Annotated in this window: 18 protein-coding genes; 13 read left to right on the top strand and 5 right to left on the bottom strand. The window is 62.1% G+C overall.

Translation table 11 applies throughout. The features are described from left to right. Nucleotides 1-31: 31 nt before the first annotated feature. From LB577_RS27565 to LB577_RS27515, 11 genes are all read left to right on the top strand, one after another. Complete coding sequence (locus LB577_RS27565; protein WP_224689721.1) at nt 32-499, top strand: EamA family transporter; 468 nt, start codon at nt 32-34, stop codon at nt 497-499. Beyond that, a complete protein-coding gene (locus tag LB577_RS27560; protein ID WP_224689720.1) occupies nt 496-1503 on the top strand; it encodes an NAD-dependent epimerase/dehydratase family protein in 1008 nt (335 codons plus the stop codon). Before LB577_RS27565 ends, LB577_RS27560 begins: the two co-directional genes overlap by 4 nt. Before the next feature lie 103 nt (nt 1504-1606). Next, on the top strand, nt 1607-3037 hold the full coding sequence (locus LB577_RS27555; RefSeq protein WP_224689742.1) for an aspartate aminotransferase family protein: 1431 nt from the start codon (nt 1607-1609) through the stop codon (nt 3035-3037). A 22-nt stretch (nt 3038-3059) separates the two neighbouring features. Beyond that, nucleotides 3060-4292 (top strand): hypothetical protein, encoded by a 1233-nt coding sequence (locus LB577_RS27550; RefSeq protein WP_224689719.1) that lies wholly within the window; start codon nt 3060-3062, stop codon nt 4290-4292. Further along, nucleotides 4289-5047 carry an FkbM family methyltransferase gene (locus tag LB577_RS27545; RefSeq protein WP_224689718.1) on the top strand — a complete coding sequence of 253 codons (759 nt, stop codon included), beginning with the start codon at nt 4289-4291 and terminating at the stop codon, nt 5045-5047. The genes LB577_RS27550 and LB577_RS27545 overlap by 4 nt, the downstream gene beginning before the upstream one ends. A 148-nt stretch (nt 5048-5195) precedes the next feature. Next, the gene (locus LB577_RS27540; protein ID WP_224689717.1) at nt 5196-7757 is read left to right on the top strand and encodes an FAD-dependent oxidoreductase; all 2562 of its coding nucleotides are present in this window, start codon (nt 5196-5198) and stop codon (nt 7755-7757) included. 92 nt (nt 7758-7849) lie between these two features. After that, nucleotides 7850-8698, top strand: a complete 849-nt coding sequence (locus tag LB577_RS27535; RefSeq protein WP_224689716.1) for a DUF1194 domain-containing protein — start codon at nt 7850-7852, stop codon at nt 8696-8698. A gap of 93 nt (nt 8699-8791) precedes the next feature. Further along, nucleotides 8792-9130, top strand: coding sequence for a peptidase inhibitor family I36 protein (locus LB577_RS27530; protein ID WP_013894963.1), 339 nt, complete (start codon nt 8792-8794; stop codon nt 9128-9130). A 161-nt stretch (nt 9131-9291) separates the two neighbouring features. Beyond that, entirely contained in the window at nt 9292-10242 is a 951-nt protein-coding gene (locus tag LB577_RS27525) for an ABC transporter substrate-binding protein (RefSeq protein WP_224689715.1), read from the top strand. A gap of 117 nt (nt 10243-10359) precedes the next feature. Then, entirely contained in the window at nt 10360-11133 is a 774-nt protein-coding gene (locus LB577_RS27520) for an ABC transporter permease (RefSeq protein WP_013894965.1), read from the top strand. Further along, a complete protein-coding gene (locus LB577_RS27515) occupies nt 11130-11927 on the top strand; it encodes an ABC transporter ATP-binding protein (RefSeq protein WP_224689714.1) in 798 nt (265 codons plus the stop codon). The genes LB577_RS27520 and LB577_RS27515 overlap by 4 nt, the downstream gene beginning before the upstream one ends. Nucleotides 11928-11943: 16 nt before the next feature. On the opposite strand, the gene LB577_RS27510 is transcribed toward LB577_RS27515, so the two are convergent. The 3 genes from LB577_RS27510 to LB577_RS27505 all read right to left on the bottom strand — a co-directional run bounded on the left by LB577_RS27510 (nt 11944) and on the right by LB577_RS27505 (nt 13857). Next, nucleotides 11944-12882: a GlxA family transcriptional regulator gene (locus tag LB577_RS27510; protein ID WP_348625706.1), complete on the bottom strand. Its 939-nt coding sequence runs from the start codon at nt 12880-12882 to the stop codon at nt 11944-11946. 315 nt (nt 12883-13197) lie between these two features. Next, on the bottom strand, nt 13198-13332 hold the full coding sequence (locus tag LB577_RS33190) for a hypothetical protein (protein WP_013894968.1): 135 nt from the start codon (nt 13330-13332) through the stop codon (nt 13198-13200). A 339-nt stretch (nt 13333-13671) separates the two neighbouring features. Next, complete coding sequence (locus tag LB577_RS27505; protein ID WP_023763386.1) at nt 13672-13857, bottom strand: hypothetical protein; 186 nt, start codon at nt 13855-13857, stop codon at nt 13672-13674. A gap of 224 nt (nt 13858-14081) precedes the next feature. Between LB577_RS27505 and LB577_RS27500 the strand changes: the two genes are divergently transcribed. Continuing rightward, a complete protein-coding gene (locus LB577_RS27500) occupies nt 14082-14981 on the top strand; it encodes a LysR substrate-binding domain-containing protein (protein ID WP_013894970.1) in 900 nt (299 codons plus the stop codon). A 27-nt stretch (nt 14982-15008) separates the two neighbouring features. Here the strand turns inward: LB577_RS27500 and LB577_RS27495 are convergent, their stop codons facing one another. After that, nucleotides 15009-15962, bottom strand: a complete 954-nt coding sequence (locus tag LB577_RS27495) for an alpha/beta hydrolase (RefSeq protein ID WP_224689713.1) — start codon at nt 15960-15962, stop codon at nt 15009-15011. A 251-nt stretch (nt 15963-16213) separates the two neighbouring features. Next, nucleotides 16214-16399 carry a hypothetical protein gene (locus tag LB577_RS27490; protein ID WP_023763389.1) on the bottom strand — a complete coding sequence of 62 codons (186 nt, stop codon included), beginning with the start codon at nt 16397-16399 and terminating at the stop codon, nt 16214-16216. 42 nt (nt 16400-16441) lie between these two features. Here LB577_RS27490 and LB577_RS27485 point away from each other — a divergent pair. Next, nucleotides 16442-16657: hypothetical protein (locus LB577_RS27485; RefSeq protein WP_224689712.1), on the top strand; the 216-nt coding region annotated here is incomplete at its 3' end.

Here is a 16657-nt window from a genome sequence, read left to right as displayed (position 1 = left end):
ATTCTTCTGAGTTCACGAAATCTTTTGGGGTTTGTATTACTCGATGTCACGGGGCGGGCGCACTGACATGAAATATATCGTCTTCATTCTATTTACGGTCATGACCAATGCCGCTGCGCAGCTCATGCTGAAGCAGGGCATGATGTCGCTTGGGCCGATCTCGTTCGAGGGTGCCAACCCGCTGGTCAAGCTGCTGCAGATCGTCTTCAGCCCGTGGGTGTTCCTGGGGCTTTGCACCTTCGCGATTTCCATGGCCTCGCATCTTTATGTGCTGTCCAAGGTCGAGCTTTCCTTTGCCTATCCGTTCCTCAGCCTCGCCTATGTCGCCGTTTCCTTCTTCGCCTATTTCGTCTTCCGCGAGGACCTCAATGGCTGGCGCATCGCCGGCATCGCCTTCATCTGCGTCGGCACGGTGCTGATCGCGCAGAGTGGTCGCGTGCACGAAGAGGAAACGGCTTCCCTTCCGTCCGACAAGATTCACAATGAGACCGTTCGATGAGACATGTTATTTTCGGTGGTGACGGCTTCGTCGGCCGCCACCTTGCCCCGAAGCTCGTGGCCGATGGCGAAGAGGTCGTCGTTGCCGACATCGCCAGGAGCGACCTTGCGCACTACCGCAACGTCCGATTCGTCACGTGCAACGTCACCGATCTGGCGTCGGTCGCCGCTGTCGGGCTCAAGGCCGACGACATGGTCTACAATCTGTCGGCCAAGATGCTGTCGCCGATCCAGGTGCGCGCCAAGCGGCACGATTTCTTCTTTCCGGTGAATTTTCACGGCACCGAACACATCCTGCAGGCCATGGACAGAGCCGGCGCGCCCAAGCTCGTCCACTACACGACCGACATGATCTACGGCCACACTGTCACCCAGCCGATGACCGAGGAGCATCCGGTCGCGCCGCTCGGCGAATATGGCTGGTCAAAGCAGAAGACTGAGGAACTGGCGGCGGAATGGCGCAAGCGCGGCATGTCGATCTCGCTGTTTCGCCCGCGCCTGATCATCGGGCCCGGCCGGCTCGGCATCCTGGAAAAACTGTTCAAGCTGATCGACTGGAACTTGCCGGTGCCGATGATCGGTTCGGGCAAAAATCCCTATCAGTTCATTTCGGTTTTCGATTGTGCGGAAGCTGCCCGCGCGGCCTGGAAAGCCGGCGTGCCAAACGAGGCCTACAATCTCGGCTCGCTTAATCCTCCGCCGGTCAAGAGGCTGCTTGGCGACTTGATCAGGCATGCAGGGTCGAAATCGCTCCTGATCCCGACGCCGGGCTGGGCGGTCAAGCGCACGCTTGACCTGCTCGATCTCATGAACATGCCGATCATGGATCCGGAGCAGTATCTGATCGCGGACGAGGAATGCGTGCTCGACGTGTCCAAGGCCGAGCGGCAGCTCGGCTGGGTGCCGCAATATCGCGACGAGGACATGCTGATCGCCGCCTACAGCGAGTACCGCGCCAAGAAGGCCGGGCATGCCGTCGCCACCAAACATGTGCCCGCCGAATAGCGGGTTTGCCAACAGCTTATGGCGCACGACTCTGGTCGTAAGCGCGGACAGGGAGATTGAAATGACCGTCATGGCCAAGCCCGAACAGACGAATGCGCGTACCATGGTCAACGCGCCGGCGCTGTCGCCCGCCACCATCGCCAAGCCCGACCTGATCAGCGTCGAGCAGGCCAAGGCGATGGACATCGCGGCAATGACCGACCTGTTCAAGGCGCATCTCAACCCCGGCCAGCTGCATTTCATGAAGCTGCTCGGCTTCCACAAGATCAAGATCGAGCGTGCCGAGGGCATGTTCTACATCGACCAGAACGGCCGCAAGATTCTCGATTTCTTCGGCGGCTTCGGGTCGCTGGCCTTCGGCCACAACCATCCGCGCATCCTGGAAGCGCGCAAAAAGTTCCAGGAGGAGAAGCGCCAGGAAATCGCCATCGCCTTCATGTCGCAATATGCGGCGGCATTGGCGCACAACCTCGCCAAATGCTCGCCCGGCGATCTCGATATGGTGTTCCTGGGTTCGTCCGGCTCGGAGGCCATGGAAGCGGCGGTGAAACTCGCTGAGCGCGCCGCAGGCCCCAAGCGGCCGAAGATCGTCTATGCCGAGAATTCCTTCCACGGCAAGACCAAGGGCGTGCTCGGCATTACCGACGGGCAGCTCTACCGCGCCGACTTCAAGATGGCGGACAATACGGTGCGCATTCCCTTTGCCGACATCGATGCGGTCGAGCGCCTGTTCCGCTCCGATCCGGAGGTCGGCGTCATCGTGCTCGAAACCATCCAGGGCGGCGGCGGTATCATCCAGGCGCCTGCCGAGTATTGGCAGAAGCTGCGCGCGCTGTGCGACCAGTATGGCGTGCTGTGGGTCGCCGACGAAGTGCAGTGCGGCTATGGCCGCTCGGGTCGGTTCTACGCCTTCGAGCACTACGGCGTGGTGCCCGACGTGACGGCGCTGGCCAAGTCGCTCGGTGGCGGCAAGGCGGCGGTCGGCGCCATGATCGCGCGCCGCGAGGTTTACATGAAGGCATACGGCACGCCGAAGACGGCAATGATCCATGCCATGGCCACCTTCGGCGGCATGGGCGAGGCCTGCGTCACCTCGATCGAGGGCCTCAACGTGCTCTATGACGAGGGGTTGATCGACAACGCCGTCGTCACCGGTGATTATCTGCTCGCGCGCCTGCAAGCGCTCAAGGACAAATATCCCAAGATCATCAAGGATGTGCGTGGCAAGGGCTTCATGGTCGGGCTTGAGTTCCACGATTTCTCGCAGACCTTGCCGATGGTGCTGCGGCCGATCGTCAGCGTGCTCGACGACAAGCTGAAGGGCTCGCTGTCCGGTTTCGTTGGGGCGCTGTTGCTGCGCGACTACGACGTGCTCGTCGCCTTCACCGAATACAACCGCAACGTCATCCGGCTCGAGCCGCCGCTGATCTGCCAGCGCGAACATGTCGACCGCTTCGTCGATGCCTTCGACAGCCTGTTGTCGCGCGGCATTGTCGGAATCGTGAAGGATTTCGTCAAAAGCCAAGTTCGTTAAAATGAAGCTCGCTGAGTAGATCATGCTGACCAAGTCGCCCGCTCCGCAAAACCAGATCGACCGGCTCACCGAGGCCGGCCTGGCGTGGGGCGAGGGGTCTTATGCGAGGCTGGCAGCCCCGATCGGCGCGGCGGCCTTCGCGCTCTACATCCTTTTGACGGCGTTCACGGCCTGGGTGATGCCGGACGCCAACTGGGACATGCTGCCCTATCTCGCAATATCGGAGGAAGGCACCTATCCCGATGCGCAGGCGCTGCATGACTACGCCTACAGCACCGTCAAATCCGGCGTGTCGGCCGGTGACTACCAGACGCTGACCGACGATGGCGGCGGCTTCCGCAGCCATATGACGGAGAATGCCGCCGATTTCCATTCGCTGCTCGGCATGTACCGGATCAAGTTTCTCTATGCCGAGATATTGTCGACGATGAGCTCGGTGATGTCCCCGGTCAAGGCGATGCGCTTGGTGCAGGTGTTCTCGGTGCTGCTGTTCGGCGCGATCACGCTGCTCTGGCTGCGTTCGCAAAACGCGTTGGCCCTAGCGCCGGTGGTCAGCGCGGTGCTGATCATGGCCGATTTCGGCGATGCGGCGCGCGTGTCGACGCCGGACCTGCTGACGTCGGCGCTGCTGCTCGGCGGGCTCTACGCCTACATCAGGTGCCGCGAGGCGGCGACGGCGATCCTGCTCTTTCTCGCCTTCATGGTGCGGCCGGACAATATTGTTTTCCTTGCCGTTTTCGCGGTGCTGCTGGTCGTCTTCCGGCACAAGGCATGGGGCGCGCTGGCCGGCTTTGCCGCGTCCTTCATTGCCTATTTCGCGATTTCACACTGGGCTCATCATCCCGGCTGGTGGCCGCATCTTTGGTTCTCCACCATCGAGCAGCATTATAATATGGACGGGTTCGAGCCGGCCTTCTCGGTCATCGCCTATCTCAGGGCGTTCGCCGTGTCGCTGTTGCGCGCCGTCAATTTGAACAGTTGGGTCGGCGTTTCGGTGCTGGCGCTGGCCGGCTGGTACGCTGCCGGTCGCGCCGGCTTCCGCCTCGACCGGCGTGCCGGCATCCTGTTCGCCGCACTGGTGCTTGGCGCGCTGGCGAAGTTCACCGTCTTTCCGATCCACGACACGCGGATCTATTTCCCGCATCTGATCCCGCCCTTCCTGCTGCTGGCAACGCCGTTCATGGCGCTGTGGGCAGCCATTGCCCGCGGCCAGCATCGCGCGGCGCTGCAAATCATTCCCGGAGACAAGCCATGAATTCGCTATCCAGCCTGGCGCGGACTGCGCTGTCTATCGGTCTCCCGGCAGGCCTGCTCGATCGCGGACCGTCGCTGCGCGGCACGAAATTCCTCGCCAAGGCGGCGTTGAAAGCACGCTTCGGTGGAGCAGGACGGCCGTTCCAGATGGTCAATGTCGGCGCCTGCGACGGCGCGCTGTTCGATGACGTCACGCCATGGCTGCACAAGATTGCCGGTGCGCGCGCCATGCTGGTCGAGCCGATCCCGTACAATCAGAAGCGGCTGCGCGCCAATTATCCCGACACGAGCCGCTTCATCATCGAGCCCGTGGCGGTCACAAAAACCAAGGGCACGATCACCGTCCACACTTTTGATGCCGCGGCGCTCGAGGCCGGCACGCTGCCGATCGAGTTCATCGGCTGCTCGTCGGTCACCGACACCAATCTGATGTCGGGCAAGAACGCCTGGGGCGAGGCCGACGCCAACTTCAACAAGTTCGCACCGCACCTTCGGGATATCGAGGTGCCGTCGGAAACGCTGCAGACGCTGCTCGACCGCAACGGCATCAGTCATATCGACGCCTTCCTCGTCGATTGCGAAGGCGCCGACTGGGTCGTCTTCGAACAGCTCGATCTCAAGCGCTATCGTCCGGGCATGATCAAGGTCGAGGTCGGCGCGCTGCCGGCGACCGAGATCGGCCAGGTCGTGGTCAAGTTGAAGACGGCGGGCTACCAGGTCGGCTTCCAGGCCGAGGACATCTGGGCCTTCGCCTGAGGGTCATGATTCTCCTGATCATGCAGGGGTCGCGCCGCACCAGCGGCGTGTCGCAAACAGGCGGTAGCGTGGTCGCTGTCGCCTGCATATTGTGCGCCGATCAAACGGGCGCCGACGCTGCCCGCAATAGCATCTGGAGTCGCGGGCAATGGCAGAGTTTCCGAAAAAGGCGAAGGTCGTCATCATAGGCCTCGGCGGCATTGTCGGCGCGTCGATCGCCCATCATCTGATCGAGCGTGGATGGGACGACATCGTCGGCATCGACAAGTCGGGCATCCCGACCGATATCGGTTCCACCGCGCATGCCTCCGACTTCTGCTACACGACCAGCCACGACTTCCTGTCCTGCTGGACGACGCTCTATTCCATCGACTTCTACGAGAAGATGGGCCATTACGCGCGCATCGGCGGCCTTGAAGTCGCGCGCGTCGGCGACGACGGCCGCATGGACGAGATCAAGCGCAAGATCGCTTCTGCGAAGGCTTTTGGCACACGTGCACGCCTGATCGAACCCGCCGAGATCAAGGAAAAATTCCCGCTGATCGAAGAAGGGATGGTGCAGGGCGGCCTCTGGGACCCTGATGCGGGCCTCGTCATCCCGCGCTCGCAAACCGTTGCAGGCAAGCTGGTCGACCAAGCGGAAGCTTCGGGCAAGCTCAAATCCTTCGCCAACACGCCGGCCAGGTCGCTCGTCGTCAAGGACGGCCGGATCAGCGCCGTGGTGACCGATCGCGGCACCATCGAAGCCGATTATGTCATCGTCTGCGCCGGTATCTGGGGCCGTCTGATCGCGGAAATGGTCGGCGAGGATCTGCCGGTCATGCCGATCGACCATCCGCTGACCTTCTTCGGCCCCTATAATGAGTTCGCCGGCACCGGCAAGGAGATCGGCTGGCCGCTGCTGCGCGACCAGGGTAACTCGGCCTACATGCGCGACACCGGCGATCCCAAGACCGCCGAGGGCGGGCAGATCGAGTGGGGCTATTACGAAGAAAACAATCCGCGGCTCTGCCATCCGCGCGACCTGCTGGAAAAGCATGAGGCCCGGCTATCGCCGTCGCAACGCGATCTCGACATGGAGCAGATCCTGGCGCCGCTCGAGCGCGCCATGGAACTGACGCCGATCCTAGGCGAACTCGGTTACAACGAAAGCCATTCCTTCAACGGCCTCTTGCAGGTGACGGCCGATGGCGGACCGTCGATGGGCGAAAGCCAGAAGGTGAGGGGGCTCTGGTATGCCGTCGCCATTTGGGTCAAGGACGGCCCCGGCATGGGCAAGCTGATCGCCGATTGGATGACGGACGGCCGCACGGAAATCGACCACCACGCCATCGACTATGCGCGCTTCTATCCGCACCAGACGAAGGAACAGTTCATCTGGGACCGTTGCACCGAAACGGCGATGAAGGTTTACAATCCCGCGGTGCATCCGCGCGAGCCGTTTTCCAAGGCCCGCAACATCAGGCGTTCGCCGTTCTGGGAGCGCGAGAAGGAGCTCGGCGGCTACTTCATGGAACTGGGCGGATGGGAGCGTGCTCACGGCTATGCCGCCAACGAGCATCTGCTGGAGAAATACGGCAACCGCGTACCGGTGCGCGAGAACGAATGGGACAATCGCCATTTCTGGCGTGTCTCCAACGCCGAACATCTGGCGATGAGCGAGGATTGCGGCATCGTCAACCTGTCGCATTTCTCGATGTACGACATCGAGGGACCCGACCACGTCGCGTTGCTGGAGTGGCTTTGCGCGGCCAAGATCGGCGGTGACAACAATATCGGCAAGGGCATCTACACCCACTTCCTCGATGAGGAAGGGATGGTGCGCGCCGACTTCACCGTCATCCGCATGGCGGATCGCTGTCGTTTGATCGACGGCGCGGATGCCGGCCCGAGGGACTTCCAGTACATGCGCCGCACGGCGCAGGACAAAGGTTTCGATGTCACCATTACCGACGTGACGGAGAAATTCGTCACCATCGGCATCTGGGGTCCGAATGCCCGTGCCACCCTGCAGAAAATGGTCGAGAACCCCGAGGGTCTTTCGCTCGAGAACTTTCCGTTCGCGGCGATCAAGCCGGTTAGGATCGGCGGCAAGGACGTCACCGCTTTCCGCATCTCCTATGTCGGCGAGCAGGGCTGGGAACTGCACATGCGCTACGAGGACGGTCTCGCCGTGTGGGATGCGCTGCGCTCGACCGGCGTGATGCCGTTCGGCGTCGAGACCTATGCCAACACGCGCCGCATGGAAAAGAGCCTGCGACTGCAGAACGCCGACCTCTTGACCGAGTACAATCTGCTCGAAGCCGATCTCGCGCGTCCGAAGGTCAAGGAGAACGATTTCTGCGGCAAGGCCAAACACCTGGAGTATCGCGCGCGCGAGCACCAGCCGGCCATGCTGTGCACGCTGGTGATGACCGAGAACACCGATTCCAAGGGCGTCGCCCGCTATCCCGTCGGCATCATGCCGGTGATGGACCCAAAGACGGGCGAAACGCTGGTCGACGAACTCGGCCGCCGGTCCTTCACTTCCTCGGTCGCCTACGGCCCGACCATCGGCAAGAACATTGCGCTCGCCTATCTGCCGTGGGCATATGCCCAGGAAGGCCGCAAGCTGGCTGTCGAGTATTTCGGCGAGACATATCCGGTCGAAGTCGCGGCTGTCGGTTACAAGCCGCTCTATGATCCGGAGAACCTCAAGCCGCGCAGCTGAGTGCCGGCGGAGCAGCGGAGCGATCGCAAAAGCCTGGCCTCGAGCCGGGCTTTTGTCTTTTTAACCGGATGGTTTTCGCTTACCCTTGCGGCATGTCTGCTTTCCCGTGTGCAAGACATCTGCTTTCCGGCTGCGCCGCGCTGGCACTGACGCTCTGGCTGACGCCGGGATCGCGCGCGGACGAGCCTGTCGATGTCGAACTGGTGCTGGCGGTCGATGTCTCGCTGTCGATGTCGGCGGACGAACTCGAAATCCAGCGCCATGGCTACGCGGCGGCACTGACGCATGACAATGTATTGCAGGCGATCGCCAATGGCTCCTATGGCAAGATCGCCGTCACCTATGTCGAATGGGCCGGCACGAGCTGGCAGCGTGTCATCGTGCCATGGACGGTCATCGCCAACCGTGACGATGCCGAGCGGGTGGTCGCGCAAATGTCGGCGCATCCGCCCGACAGCGCGCGACGCACCTCGATTTCCGGCGCACTGGAGTTCGGCAGCGACCTTTTCGCCGAAAGCGGCTACCAGGGGACCAAGCGGGTCATCGACATTTCCGGAGACGGGCCCAACAACCAGGGCGCGCCGGTCAACCTCACCCGTGACGGGGTGGTCAGCCAAGGCATCGTCATCAACGGCCTGCCGCTGATGACCCGCGGCGGCTTTTCCGGCGCCTACGACGTCAACGATCTCGACCGCTACTACAGCGACTGCGTTATCGGCGGCCCAGGAGCCTTCATGATCCCGGTCAACGACTGGACGCAATTCCCCGAAGCCATCCGCCGCAAGCTGGTGCTGGAGCTTGCCGGCCCGGCGTCACCGCAATGGGCGGCCGAGGAGGCGGATCGTCCGCCAGTCGTGCTGGCGCAGGAAAAGCCCGCCAGCGATTGCCAGATCGGCGAGAAAATGTGGCGCAACCGGAGCTGGATGCCGGACAGCCGCTAGAGACCCAGGCGCGGGTCGGAGGAGGCATTGGCAAACTGATCAGCCCGCGCTATCCAGCCGGCGGGGGCCACGGTCGAACCGAGGAAACATCAGATGAAACGCCTTGCCGTCCTGACAGCTGTCGCGTCCGTGCTTTTTGCAGATGGCGCCAGCGCCCAATACAACGACCAGCCTGCCTGCGTCATGTTCGAGCACGCGAATTTTCGCGGCCGGTCGATCGAAATGGCGCCCGACGATTCGGTGAGCTTTCGCGGTGGTCAGTTCTGGAACGATCGTGTTTCGTCGGTGTTCGTCAGCCGCGGCTGCACGCTCGTGGCCTATGAGGATACGCGGATGGGCGGCCGTTCGATCGAGATCGGCCGCAGAGCCCGCTATCTCGGAGGCAACTGGAACGATCGCATCTCGTCCGCCGAGTGCGTCTGCGACGGTTAAAATATCCTGGATTCAGGCGGCCAGTAGCCATTGGGTCATTTGGCTGCCGGGCCGGCTGCTGTCTGCGGTCAACCCGGCATACGCTTCACCATGCTGTTGATTGACAAGGTCGCCGGTGTCTGTGAACTATTTCCTCCAAGAGAAACAAAAGGGGAACCGACATGAGCAGAATCGCGATTTTTGCCGCAACATTGACGCTTGCCGCCGGCCTGTCCGCGCCGGTGATGGCCGCCACGTCGGTGACCATCGGCATTAGCGGCTGGACCGGCTTCGCGCCGCTGACGCTTGCCAAGCAGGCAGGCCTCTTCGAGAAACACGGCCTCGACGTGACCTTGAAGAAGGTGCCGCAGGCCAGCCGTCCGCTCGCCATCGCCAGCGGCGACCTGCAATGCGCCGCCACCACGGTCGAGACCTGGCTGGTGTGGAACGCCAGCGGGGTGACCACCAAGCAGATCTTCCAGCTCGACAAATCCTACGGCGCCGACGGCATCGTCGTGCGCAACGACATCAAGACCGTCGCCGATCTCAAGGGCAAGAATGTCGCGTCCTCGGCGCCGGGCACGTCACCCTATTTCATGCTCGCCTGGGTCCTGAACAAGAACGGCATGTCGACCAAGGATGTCACCGTCGTCAACCTTGAGCCGGACGCGGCGGCGCAAGCCTTCCTCGCCGGCCAGAACGATGCCGCGGTCACCTATGAGCCGTTCATCTCGGCGGTGCGTGACAAGGCCGACCAAGGCCATATCCTGGCGACCACGCTCGACTATCCGATGGTCCTCGACACGGTCGGCTGCACGCCGGAATTCCTCAAGGCCAACCCGGATGCCGCCAAGGCGCTCGCCGACAGCTATTTCGAGGCGCTCGACCTGATCAAGAAGGATCCGCAGAGATCCTACGAGATCATGGGCGCCGATGTGAAACAGTCTGCCAAGGAATTCGAGGATTCGGCGAAGTACCTGAAATGGGCCGACAAGGCCGAAAACAAGCAGTTCTTCACCAAGGAATTCCAGGATTTTTCCAAGACCGCCGGCGATCTGCTGCTGCAGATGGGGCTGATCAAGGAAGCGCCCGACGTCGGGACGTTGGCCGACACCAGCGCGGTGGCGAACTGACGAACAGCCTTTGCCCATGAAGCGACGGCGCCTGGCGCCGCCGCTTTCCCACGGACAAATTTGAGCATGGGGACGAAATGACGATGCGGACGATCTGACGATGCGGACGATCTGACGATGCGCCCCTTGCATCCGGTCGCGCCGGGCCTCCGAACCGTGCTCGGCATTTCCTTCTTCGTGCTGTTTGTGGCGTTCTGGGCTTGGATCACGCTTGGCGGGCACGTCAACCGCATCTTCCTAGCCGACCCGCTGTCGATGCTGCGGGACGGTTGGCGGCTGCTGGTCGAGGACCGTTTCTGGCTCGACATACTGATCACCATCTGGCGGGTCTTCGGCGGTTTTGTGCTGGCGTCGGTTGTTGCCGTGCCGATCGGCATCGCGATGGGCGCCTGGAAGCCGGTGGAGGCGTTTCTCGAACCTTTCGTCTCTTTCGCGCGCTACCTGCCGGCATCCGCCTTCATTCCGCTGCTCATCCTGTGGGCCGGCATCGGCGAATTGGAAAAACTGCTCGTCATCTTCGTTGGCTCGGTGTTCCAGATCATCCTGATCATTGCCGTCAAGGTGGGGTCGACGCGGCGCGATCTGGTCGAGGCCGCCTATACGCTGGGCTCGACCAACAACGGCATCGTCAAACGGGTGATCATGCCGGCCAATGCGCCCGAGATCGCCGAGACGCTGCGGCTGGTGCTCGGCTGGGCCTGGACCTATGTCATCGTCGCCGAGTTGATCGGCTCGTCGTCGGGCATCGGCTACATGATCATCAACAGCCAGTCGCGGCTGGCGACCGGGCAGATCATCTTCGGCATCATCGTCATCGGGCTGATCGGGCTTTTGTCCGACTTCGCCTTCAAGGCGTTCAACCGCTGGCTCTTTCCGTGGAGCCTGGCGTGAGCAAGCTTCTCATCGAGGGCGTCTCGCGCACCTTTGCCGGCGTGCGCGGCGGACAGCCGGTCAGGGCGCTGATGCCGGTCGACATGGCGGTTGCCGCCAACGATTTCATCACCATTCTGGGGCCCTCCGGCTGCGGAAAGTCGACACTGCTCAGGATCGTCGCCGGCCTCGAAGCCCCGAGCGAAGGCCGCGTGCTGCTCGACGGCAAGCCGGTGACGCGGCCGGGATCGGATCGCGGCATGGTCTTCCAGTCCTACACCCTGTTTCCGTGGCTTACGGTGGCCGAGAATATCGCCTTCGGCCTGCGCGAACGCGGCATGACTGAGAAGGAGCGTGACGGGATCGTCGCTTCCTATGTCGATCTCGTCGGGCTGAAAGGGTTCGAGAACCATTGGCCGAAGCAGCTTTCCGGCGGCATGCAGCAGCGCACGGCGATTGCTCGGGCGTTGGCCAACGATCCGGAGATCCTGTTGCTGGACGAGCCGTTCGGCGCGCTCGACAACCAGACGCGCGGGCTGATGCAGGAATTGCTGCTCGGCATCTGGGAACGGCGCAAGAAGACGGTGCTGTTCGTCACCCACGACATCGAGGAGGCGATCTTCATGGCCTCGCGGGTGATCGTGATGACGGCGCGGCCCGGCAGCATCAAGTCGGACGTCGCCATCGACCTGCCGCATCCGCGCCATTACACGCTCAAAACCAGTCCGGAATTCTCCGCGCTGAAGGCGCGACTGACCGAGGATATCCGCGTCGAGGCGATGCGGACGGCGCAGGCACAACCGACCGAGGCCTGACCGGCGGAATTGTGGATCAAGCGGCCAGCAGCTGCTTGCGGTCGACACGCTCCTGCTGCGGCGAACGGGCGTAAAGCTCGCGATAGCATTTGGAGAAATGCGAGGCCGAGACGAAGCCGCAGGCTACCGCCACCTCGACCACCGGCATCGACGATTGGATCAGCAGGTGCCGGGCGCGGTCGAGCCGGATTTCCAGGTAATAGCGGGCAGGGGAGCGGCCCATCTCGGTGCGGAACAGGCGCTCGATCTGGCGGCGCGACAGGTCGACATGGTCGGCGATCTCGATCAGCGACAGCGGTTCGGAGAGATTGCCTTCCATCAGTTCGATGATGGTCAGCACTTTCGAGTTCTGCACGCCGAGGCGGGCACGCAGCGGCAGGCGCTGGCGGTCGGTCGGGCTGCGCACGCGGTCGGTCAGCACCTGCTCGCAGACCCGGTTGACGAGGCTCTCGTCGAAATCGTCACCGATCAGCTTCAGCATCATGTCGAGTGCTGCGGTGCCGCCGGCGCAGGTGTAGATGTTCTGGTCGATCTCGAAGAGATCGGCAAAGACATTGGCCTTGGGAAACGCCTCGGAAAAGCCCGGCAGGTTTTCCCAATGAATGGCGCAGCGCTTGTTGGACAGCAGACCGGCGGCGGCGAGGATGTGCGCGCCGGTGCACAGGCCGCCGACGGCGACACCGCGATTGTACTCCTCGCGCAGCCAGGCGAAGGCCGACTTGTTATGGTAGCGCTCGACATCGATGCCGCTGCAGACGATGGCCATGTTGGGCCGTTCAGGGCCGGCCATCTTCCTGCGCTCCTCCTCGAGCGAGGTGTTGACGGCGCATTCGACACCGTTGGAGGCGCGCACCGGCTTGCCGTCGATGCTGGCCAGGCGCCAGCGATAGGCCTCGTAACCGAGCATGCGGTTGGCCGAACGCAGCGGGTCGAGCGCGGTCGCAAAAGCGATCATGGTGAAGTCGGGGACAAGAAAGAACACAAACGATCGCTTGATCGGATGCTTTACGGCGTTCAAGGGAACCTCACACAGCCATGACGCGAACAGGATGTCGCGAATAGCATAGCGTCATCAGGAAAAACCATGCTTGTCAATCGGCTACGCCGCCTGGACGCGATTAAATTTGCGACATGGGTCGCAAATGGGCAATGCGATCGATTAACCCCGCGGGAGCGGGTGAGGTCGAAACAAAAACGCCGCCTCGGCCAAGGCCGGGCGGCGTTGCAGTCATGGGAGCAGCGGCAGGGACGCGCTGCCCCGAAGAAATCTTCAGGCGACGAAGCCGAGGCGTGCAGCAGCCATGGCGCCGGTCTGGCCGGGCATGGTGTTGGCGAGGCGCTGACGCTCGAGAGCGGTCGTCAGGTTCATTTCGCGGCGGGCGAAGAGGCGGGCAAAAAGCTTCATGATCATCTCCATTCGGTTGCTCAGACGGGTCGCCTTCGCTTGATGGAGTGGGGCAGCTCGTTTGCTGGCGGTGATATAGGCTTGTGTAAGCAGAAACTAAATCGCAAAAGCGAAGCGCTTGATATGAAAAGCGACATCAGATGCGACAAATTTGGGCATGATGCTCAGAATCCATTATTGTTTACAGTCGGTTAGTTCAAAAATCGGGATGCTATGCGGCTTGTTCATATGCGCCATGCAGCGGCAGCATGGCTCGTGAATTCATTTGAATGCAAATAAAATAGAGAAGGCCTGCCGGGCGGGTGGCGCGGCAGGCCTTCAGCATTTGATACACACGGTTTACTTTGCTCCAGCCCAGGATCCGATGCCGTTGCGAATACCGGCCTTGGCGTCGGAGGCTTCAGGCCAGCCAATATCCTTCTGCAGTTCGATCGGCAGGGAACGGATGGCACGTTCGGTCTGGTAGCGGGCACGGGCCTCGCTGAATTCGGTCGCGATGCGGCCGATGGACGACAGGATAGACATTTCATTCTCCCTTCTGTGCCTGACGGGGATGCCAGGCAGTGGCTGGTTACGTCATGTCTGTTTCAGCTTCATTTCATGTCGGATGCAGGTCTGTGTCGTGTTGGTTTCATGGGCTGCATCTGGCAGCATCCTGCTTCGACAAGATTGACTATCCTCCCAAACTGATGTTCAATCAAACGAAATGGAATGATGCTTTGTATCAGAAAAATTGAAGGTCGATCGCCATGAACGCCCCACTCAATCATCCGCTACCGCTGCTCGATCTCGACGTTTTGCGCACTTTCGTGGCGATTGCCGAGACCGGCAGCTTCACCACCGCCGCCAACGCCGTCTTCCGCACGCCGTCGGCGGTGTCGATGCAGATCAAGAAGCTGGAAGACATTCTCGGCCGCTCGGTGTTCGCGCGCGACGCGCGTTCGGTGACGCTCACCACGGACGGCGAAATGCTGCTCGGCTATGCCCGCCGGCTGTTGTCGATCAACCGCGAGGTGGTGTCGAAGTTCATCATCCCCGATATCGTCGGCGTGGTGCGGCTCGGTTCGCCGGATGACTATGGCGAGCGCGTGCTGCCGCATGTGCTGAAGCGCTTCGCGCAGTCGCATCCCTCGATCGCGGTCGACGTCACCATCGACCAGAGCAGCAACCTGCGCCGGCGCATGGACGACCGCGCGCTCGACATCACGCTGCTGACCAATTCCTACAAGACCAGCGCGCTCGGCGCCGAGGTGCTCTTGACCGAGCCGATCGTATGGGCCGGCGCCAAGGGCGGCTGCGCGCATTTGCGCGAGCCCTTGCCGGTGTCGCTATGGGAAGAGGGCTGCGCCTGGCGGGCCGGCGCGCTCGAAGCGCTGAGCCGCGAAGGGCGCAATTACCGCATTGCCTATATGAGCGCCCATACGGCCGGCCAGCGGGCCGCCATCATGTCCGACCTCGCCGTGGCGCCGCTGCCGAAGTCCTTCCTCGGCAACGACATGGTCGAACTCTGCCCGAAGGACGGCATGCCCGACATCGGCACCTACAATCTGGCCATGGTGGTGGCGCCGGATGCCAGCGCTCCGGTCAAGGCTGTCGCCGACCACATCCGTGCCACCTTCGAAGTGTTCCGGGAAACCGGCAAGTTCTGATCCGCCGGGCGTGCGGGACTGAAAGCGCTACTCCGCCGCCTCGGCGGAGGGCGCTTCGAAGCTTGTTCTGGTGCCTTGGCTGATCGGTGCGCCGACGTCGTTGAGGAACGTGACGATGTGCTGGCGCGCGCGGCGCGATTCCGGCATGTCGATCAATGGCCAGACGTGGAACATGCCTTCCTCGTACACGAGCTCGACCTCGACGCCTGCGCTGCGCGCTTTTTGCGCGAAGATCAGATTGTCGGGTGTGAGGAGATCGCGCGAGCCCGTGAGAAGCAATGTCTTTGGCAAAACCGAGAGATCGCCATAGACCGGACTGATATGCCAGTCGGTGGGAAGCATTCCGGCACTGTAGAGCCGGATCGCCTCCCGTCCGCCGGCAATGCCCAACCAGGGATCGTTCCTCTCCGCTTCGAACACTTCGGGGTTTGCAAGCGAAACGTCGAGCCCTGGTGAAATCAGAACATGACGCGATGGCGGCGGCAGACCCTGTTCGGCCGCCATCATGGTCAGCACGACGGCCATGTTGCCGCCGGCGGAATCGCCCATGAAGACGATGTCCTCGGGGTCGGTCTCGTCGAGCATTTGGCGATAGACGTCGCCAACCATGCCGAACATGGCGTGGAAGTCATGCTCGGGAGCGATGGGATAGATCGGTACGGTGACGGCATAGCCCAGACGGTCGGCCATGTCGGCAATCAGGTACCAATGATAGGGCGTGATTTCAAAGACATAGGCGCCGCCGTGCAGGTAGAGAATCCGCTTGCGCTCGCCGGCCCTGGGGGCGATCTCGTAGACCGGAAAGCCGTCGACTGCGCGCGTCTGGATGTCGAAACGCTGCTGCAGCGAGACCGGCGGATGATGATCCTCGGTCTTGCGCGCGGCGGCAATCCAGCGTTGCAGGTTTTCCGGGCTGGAAAACGCCTTTTTCCGGCTGTACCTGAGCACGAAGGAAACGAAGTGGCTTTTCAAACTTGGCATGCGCATACACGAGTTTCGGCGACAGCCGACTAAAAGAACTCCCCTTCTTTTTTGAAGATCGTGTACTGGCCGAAAATGTCAAGATTGACGCCGTGTGCAACACGGTGGTGTGATCCGCCGCATGGATCCGACATACCGCGGTGGTCAGCGGCGCGGCAAGAGTGCGGCGCCCAATCGGTTGCTGGTGATCGCCGGGGACGTGCGAGGTCCCCGGCGGATGCCGAGCAATTTGCATTTGTCGGCGAAGGTCATCAGCGTGACGTACCCAGAAGCAGCGCGGTGAGCGCGGCCTGCGGATCATTCTGCGGCGATGCCGGCCAGCCGATGTCCTTTTGGACATGTGCCGGCAGGCTGTTCAGCGCGCGGGTCGCCCTGTTCCTGGCGTGGGCCTGCCTGATGGTCGCACCGAAGCGGCCGAGATTTTCGAACATCGACATTTTCATCTCCCTTGAAGAGCAGCGGCGGCCGAGGGTTTATTCGTGGCCGCCGTGCAATGCCGGGTAAATGCGCCTGCCATGTATCGGATGGATTTCGCGAAAACAGCGTTTTGGTTTCCGGATCGGGCGATCCGGAAACATTTGCATACAAATGAAATTGAATGCGTAAGGGCGCGGCCTATTCCCGGCCGCGCCTTGCCGCGTGACCTTCGCGTGAACGCCGGCGCCGGTGCGCGCATGGCGCTGCTCAATCGCGGC

Origin of the sequence: Mesorhizobium sp. B283B1A (assembly GCF_020165735.1) — a bacterium.
Lineage (GTDB): Bacteria > Pseudomonadota > Alphaproteobacteria > Rhizobiales > Rhizobiaceae > Mesorhizobium > Mesorhizobium opportunistum.
The sequence above is the reverse complement of the archived record's forward strand: the minus strand, read 5'-3'. Positions and strand labels throughout refer to the sequence as shown.